The 6160-nt window shown below is 44.1% G+C and carries 8 protein-coding genes; 4 read left to right on the top strand and 4 right to left on the bottom strand.

From position 1 onward, the window contains the following. Positions 1 to 165: 165 nt before the first annotated feature. From F6K64_RS30070 to F6K64_RS30060, 3 genes are all read right to left on the bottom strand, one after another. Entirely contained in the window at positions 166 to 1206 is a 1041-nt protein-coding gene (locus tag F6K64_RS30070) for an adenylate/guanylate cyclase domain-containing protein (RefSeq protein WP_008181506.1), read from the bottom strand. A 320-nt stretch (positions 1207 to 1526) separates the two neighbouring features. Continuing rightward, positions 1527 to 2168 (bottom strand): DUF3120 domain-containing protein, encoded by a 642-nt coding sequence (locus F6K64_RS30065; RefSeq protein ID WP_008181504.1) that lies wholly within the window; start codon positions 2166 to 2168, stop codon positions 1527 to 1529. Between the two features lie 221 nt (positions 2169 to 2389). Beyond that, positions 2390 to 2551 (bottom strand): hypothetical protein, encoded by a 162-nt coding sequence (locus F6K64_RS30060; protein WP_154659716.1) that lies wholly within the window; start codon positions 2549 to 2551, stop codon positions 2390 to 2392. Between the two features lie 24 nt (positions 2552 to 2575). On the opposite strand from F6K64_RS30060, the gene F6K64_RS30055 reads away from it, so the two are divergent. The 3 genes from F6K64_RS30055 (at position 2576) to F6K64_RS30045 (ending at position 5273) form a co-directional block, all read left to right on the top strand. Beyond that, a complete protein-coding gene (locus tag F6K64_RS30055; protein WP_131827016.1) occupies positions 2576 to 2779 on the top strand; it encodes a hypothetical protein in 204 nt (67 codons plus the stop codon). Positions 2780 to 2923: 144 nt separating this feature from the next. Continuing rightward, a complete protein-coding gene (locus F6K64_RS30050; RefSeq protein ID WP_502708086.1) occupies positions 2924 to 3910 on the top strand; it encodes an undecaprenyl-diphosphate phosphatase in 987 nt (328 codons plus the stop codon). A gap of 13 nt (positions 3911 to 3923) precedes the next feature. After that, positions 3924 to 5273: a TIGR03279 family radical SAM protein gene (locus F6K64_RS30045; protein WP_287267300.1), complete on the top strand. Its 1350-nt coding sequence runs from the start codon at positions 3924 to 3926 to the stop codon at positions 5271 to 5273. 184 nt (positions 5274 to 5457) lie between these two features. Here F6K64_RS30045 and F6K64_RS30040 read toward each other — a convergent pair whose 3' ends face one another. Then, positions 5458 to 5580, bottom strand: a complete 123-nt coding sequence (locus F6K64_RS30040; RefSeq protein ID WP_287267299.1) for a hypothetical protein — start codon at positions 5578 to 5580, stop codon at positions 5458 to 5460. A gap of 252 nt (positions 5581 to 5832) precedes the next feature. On the opposite strand from F6K64_RS30040, the gene F6K64_RS30035 reads away from it, so the two are divergent. Further along, positions 5833 to 6087, top strand: a complete 255-nt coding sequence (locus tag F6K64_RS30035; RefSeq protein ID WP_071986830.1) for a hypothetical protein — start codon at positions 5833 to 5835, stop codon at positions 6085 to 6087. Positions 6088 to 6160 lie beyond the last annotated feature (73 nt).

Below are 6160 nucleotides of genomic sequence, written 5' to 3'. Positions count from 1 at the left end.
AATTCTAAATTCTAAATTCTAAATTCTAAATTCTAAATTCTAAATTCTAAATTCTAAATTCTAAATTCTAAATTCTAAATTCTAAATTCTAAATTCTAAATTCTAAATTCTAAATTCTAAATTCTACTAACCTTTACCAAAATGAGTGATACTTTTTCCTAAAGCTTATTCAACAATTGGTATAGTAGAGTTAACTCGCAAGAAATTATCTAAATCTCCATAGGTTCCAGCGTAGGTAATAGTGGAATTATCATAACCTTTGAGATTTACAGTGTGTTGCTTGAAGTTAAGCTCAGACTTTCCGATTTTAGAAACGTAACGGTATGTATCCTCCCCTAGGGCAATATCTAGACCAAGTTCCTTGGTGGCAGATTCGAGGCGAAAAGCGGCAATTACAGTATCCCCAACAGCAGTGTATTCTGGGCGATCGCCACTACCAGTGGTGTTACCAACAATAGCATAACCGGTGTTGATTCCAGTACCAATTCGCAGTGGGAAGGGCAGAGGATATTCCTTAGAGAGATTGGTAGTCATTTTGTTGAGGTCATTGACTGCTTGCAAAATACTCATGGCTTCTTGATCACTGACCCCTTGAGAGCCATGAAACCAAATCGCCATAATCGCGTCACCGATGTATTTATCTACCCAACTGCCACACCTTTTCAGAATTTCTCCAGACTCCCGGAACCAACTACCAATTGCCACTGAGAGGGTAGTTTCATCTAACTGGTGGGTGAGTACGGTAAAGTTTCGGATGTCCACCACCATCACAGAAATCAGGCGGCGCACGTGCAATATTGACGTTTGGGTATCTTTATGTATAGGTTCGGATGGTTCAGTTTTATGAGCCTTGGGTGGGCAATAAAACTCCAATTCTGTCTGACCAAAGGTAAGATGATCGCCATTGCGCAAGGTCACCGGAATACTGACTCTGCGTCCATTGACAAATGTACCGTTACGGCTGCCTAAATCAATAAGATAGAAATCACCGTTTTCGGTACACTGCAACATCGCATGGTTTCTGGAAATCCAGCGATCTGAAAGTACAAAATTGTTATCATAACTACGACCGACGGTCCAGCAATTACTACCAACTAATGGCATATACTGATCGTCAGAGTCGGTAGGCATAAGTAGGTAAGGGGTGGATCGCAAAGTCACCACAGATATAGGAGCAACAACAGGGTTAACGGAGAGGTTGATCATTGCATCAATTTTCCAAGATTTCCCCTGATCAGGGAAGGATAGCGCAGAAGTTGGAGAAACAATAGCAGCAATAAGTTACTGACTAGTTACTGCTAATCGAGCTTGAGTATGCTGCTGTCAAAAACCCAGCAAGACTCAGAAGCTGACCCTAGTAGATACATTCACAGGATGATGGAGTCATTTCGGAATAACCATCACAATGACAATGGTCAAAACTTACCTAATATTTATATATATATATAAATATCTATATATAAATAAATGAATAAGGCTTCCGAAGAAGCCCACACTGTACCTTTTAGGGTCAGTGTCTGGAGTCATCATGCTAGGTTAGCTGCCAACCAAAAAAGACTATCTACCACGATTGTACTCAAAACGGCTCCACTAAACGTCCACCAATGGGGCTGTTCTTTTGTCAATGACCAAAGACCAACTATTCCTAGCGTAGCAACCAAAAGCACTGCCCAGCTAATTCCCCAAGGAGTTTGGACTTGTGCGATCGCATTTTGAAAGACTGGTTTTGCCAGGACTGGCTCTACTACCATCACCTGACGCCAGTAGGGAATTAGATTCGTCAAGTAGAAATAGATGTCGGTCATGGCTGTACCGAATAACGAACCCAAGTAAAACAGATTTCCTACCTTTCCCCAACCCCGCCACAATCCCCACAGAGCGAATGGTAGACCAATTGCCTCTACCGGTAAATGCAGTAGAGGTTCAGTCCGCAACCAACCCCAATATAGTGAACCAGCCAGCCAACTCCAGCTAAATCCCAACAGCAAGTCACCCCAGACTTGGGTTGATGGACGTTGGAGCAGTTTTATCCCTAGCCACACCCAAGCCAGGGTGATGACTAAACTCAACAGTGGGAAAAGGCGCACTAGGGGAGCTTGGAAGAACACTGGCACAGAAACCAGGAAGGAGGCGGCAGCAAATAATAGCCATCCTTGAGGATTACTCACTCCCCTAGGGGGTATCGATAGAAGTAGTTGCCCTAAATTATTAGAATTCCTTGGGGATATACCAGAAAACCAAGTATTTTTCAACAAAATTTTGTTATTTATCTTTAATTATCTTTATTCAACTTAATATATCATTACCAATATCCCCCCAGGGGGCATATTGGTAAGAGTACTTGAATGTGGTGGTTTATGGCAAGGGTTGAAATATAGCAGTTATAGCGCTACGCGCAAGGCAAGAGGCAAGAGGCAATAGGCAATAGGCAATAGGCAAGAGGCAATAGGCAAGAGGCAAGAGGCAATAGGCAAGAGGCAATAGGCAAGAGGCAATAGGTCTGACGGGGTGAACTCAAAAATTTATGGAAAATTAAGATTTGCTTAGCCATTGGTGATGCCCTACGGTCAGGGCCATGGCTATTGCTAGACTTTTTCCCGATTCCCGATTCCCGATTCCCGATTCCCGATTCCCGATTCCCGATTCCCGATTCCCGATTCCCGATTCCCGATTCCCGACTCCCGACTCCCAATTCCCAATTCCCGATTCCCGATTCCCGATTCCCGATTCCCGATTCCCGATTCCCAAAAAGGATGAAATATTAAGGTTTAAGGATTAAAGATCAAGATGGAATGGAATTGGGATAAGATAAAGAGTTTGCTAAGCATCCAGATTCCCTTGGCGATTATTGGTAACTTATGCCAGAATACCGATTGAATTCAGGCTGGCTGATTCAGCTACAGCAACCTCAATAGGGGAAAGAATGGTCTTATCAAAACGTCAATTTATCAATTTTTCTATCATTGCTGTCCTTAGCGCCTGCCTTACCTTCCCCTTGAAGGTTCTCGCCACAACTCCTGCCCCAGATGTCTTATCCTCAACCAGTACCACTGCCACAATTACTACGCCTCACATGACTATTTTTCAGGCGGTGGTGCTGGGTTTTGTACAGGGGTTTACGGAATTCCTGCCCATCAGTAGTACCGCTCATTTAAAAGTGGTACCTGTGGCCTTAGGCTGGGGTGATCCAGGGGTTGCGTTTACGGCTGTGATTCAACTAGGCTCGATTGCGGCGGTGGTGTGGTACTTCTGGGGAGACTTGAGTAAAGTCACTACTGGCGCATTCAAAGCTATCCGTACATCCGATTACCAATCCCAAGACTTCCAGATGGCACTGGGAATTGCGTTGGGAACCCTACCCATTGTCTTCTTTGGACTGCTGATTAAAATCTTTATCCCTGATTATGACAATTCTCCGATACGGAGTACCATGTCAATCGCCTATGTCTCGATTGTGATGGGTTTGTTGATGGGTGTTTCTGAAGTGGTGGGTAAGCGTAAGCGTAACTTTGAGGATTTAGGTCTTAAAGATGGGATCGGGATGGGCTTGGCTCAGGCGTTGGCTTTAATGCCTGGTGTCTCCCGGTCTGGCTCAACTCTGACTGCTGGTTTATTCATGGGTTTGGAACCAGCAACCGCAGCAAGGTTTTCCTTTTTGTTGGGCATCCCAGCGATTACCTTAGCTGGTTTAGTGGAGTTAGTCGGTTTGCTCAAAGATGGCATCGGGGATGCTGGCGCAATGTCACTGATTGTAGGGGTGATTTCATCAGCAGTATTTTCCTACGTAGCGATCGCATGGATGATCAGCTATCTCAAGAAAAAAGGTGTATGGATATTCGTCTGGTATCGGTTATTGTTTGGGATAGCAATTCTAGGTGGTATCATAACTGGGCTGTTACAAAATAGTTAGCGTCCGCAAGTGAATGAGTCAAAGCTCGATTCGTCCAGTATTAATCACAAAGGTTCTTCCCAACTCCATTGCCGCTGAGATTGGATTTGAACCAGGGGATTCTATTGTTGCGATTAATGGTAGCCATCCCCGTGATTTGATTGATTATCAATTCCTGTGTGCGGATGAAATTTTAGAACTGGAAGTGCTGGATGGGGCGGGTAAGACTCATGTGATCGAAATTGAGAAAGACTATGATGACGATTTAGGGCTGGAATTCGAGACAGCGTTATTTGATGGTTTGATTCAGTGCAATAATCGTTGCCCATTTTGCTTTATCGACCAACAACCACCAGGTAAGCGCCAAAGCCTTTATTTCAAAGATGATGACTATCGGCTTAGTTTTCTCTATGGGTCTTACTTAACTCTGACCAATCTGACTCAAACCGAGTGGGATCGGATCGAACGGATGCGTCTATCTCCTCTTTATGTTTCGGTTCATGCTACTGAACCGGATGTGCGCATACGGTTACTGAAAAATCCTCGGGCTGGGCAAATTTTAGAGCAGTTAAGGTGGTTTCAGGAGCGACGGCTGCAAATTCATGCCCAGGTAGTGGTGTGTCCTGGGATTAATGATGGCATTCACTTAGAACGTACTCTGCTAGATTTAGCGCAATTCTATACCGATGATCTGCCCGCAGTGGCTTCAACGGCAGTAGTACCGGTGGGATTGACTCGATTTCGACCCCAGGAGGATGAACTAATTAGTGTTACTGGGGACAAAGCAAGGGAAGTGATTGGTCAGGTTCAAAGGCTTCAGGAGAAATTTAAGCACGAGTTGGGGTCTACCTTTGCTTGGTTGGCCGATGAGTGGTTTTTGATTGCTAGAGAAGAGTTACCGACAGAATCGGATTATGGAGACTACCCTCAAATTGGAAATGGTGTTGGTTCGATTCGTCTGTTCCTGAAACAATTCCAAACTGCTGCTACTGAAAGGTTGCCTAAGGGTCTAGAAATCCCCCGGCGGGGGACTTGGGTGGTGGGTAATGCGGTGGAAAAAGCGTTTGAACCTGTGGTAGAGCGGTTCAATGCTGTGGCAGGATTGGAGATTAACATGGTTGCGTTATCTAGTGATTACTGGGGTCAGGAGATAACGGTTACTGGCTTGCTGACTGGACAGGATTTACTGAAGGGATTAACAGGAAAAGATTTAGGAGAAATGATTCTGTTACCTGGGTTGATGCTTAAGCATGGTGATACCCGGTTTCTGGATGATATGACTGTGGCAGAAGTGGCTGATCAGCTCAATACTCCGATTATTCCGGTTAATGGTGTTGAGGAATTGATCGATGGGGCAATAGGGAAGTTAGAAGTTAGAAGTTAGAAGTTAGAAGTTAGAATTTAGAATTTAGAATTTAGAATTGGGGATAGGCAAGAGGCAAGAGGCAAGCTAGCAATAGGTAAAAATCCTGTTTACCTGATTAATGGGAGAAGCGCTAGATCAGTTTTGCGATCGCAAATAGTTTAGTTTCGTAGGGTGCGTGATAAGACGGGCTTGCCCTCATTTTCTACGTAGCCAGTTTTGGGACAGTCCGCCGGAAATGAAACGGGCAAGATGCCCGTTCCACCAAGATGCCCGTTCCACCAAGATGCCCGTTCCACCAAGATGCCCATTCCACCCACCAGGTCAAACAGCTTTAATGAGATGCTAGATCAGTTTTGCGATCGCAAATAGTTTAGGAATCAGTAATTAGTAATAATTATAGCACTATTCCCGATTCCCGATTCCCTTTTTTTACTACTCCTAAAAAAATCAGATCCCATTCCGTTCCCGTACATTTTATTTAAAATACCTTTCCTCAAAAAAAATCATAAAAGCCCTTGACAATTAACAATATAATCATTATGATTATATTGTTAACAACAAGCAAAAGGTGACCAATATGGATTCCGAATTTCGCCCAAATCCCGAAAATAACCCTGAGGATATTACTCCTAGTAATAATCCTCAGGAATCTTCTCCAAAAAAATACCCTGTTAAGCACATTCTTAAGGGCTCCCGCAAGGCTATCATCAACACGATGCATAGCCTCTATGCACTGCGTTACGCCGAGATTTCTGAGTGGAGTCCTCTGCAACCGACGGGCATTCCTGGGGAATTTATTACGATGATGACGAAGTACATAACTTTGGGTTAACGGATTAACTTTCTGGGGGGCTTTGCCCCCTGGCAAAATCATCGAGTCTGCTCCCATGGAAGCAGGTCTTGAT

Origin of the sequence: Moorena sp. SIO3A2 (assembly GCF_010672265.1) — a bacterium.
In the GTDB taxonomy this organism is placed as follows: Bacteria; Cyanobacteriota; Cyanobacteriia; order Cyanobacteriales; family Coleofasciculaceae; genus Moorena; species Moorena producens.
Note: the sequence above shows the minus strand (reverse complement) of the source record. Positions and strands in the feature narration are given on the sequence as shown.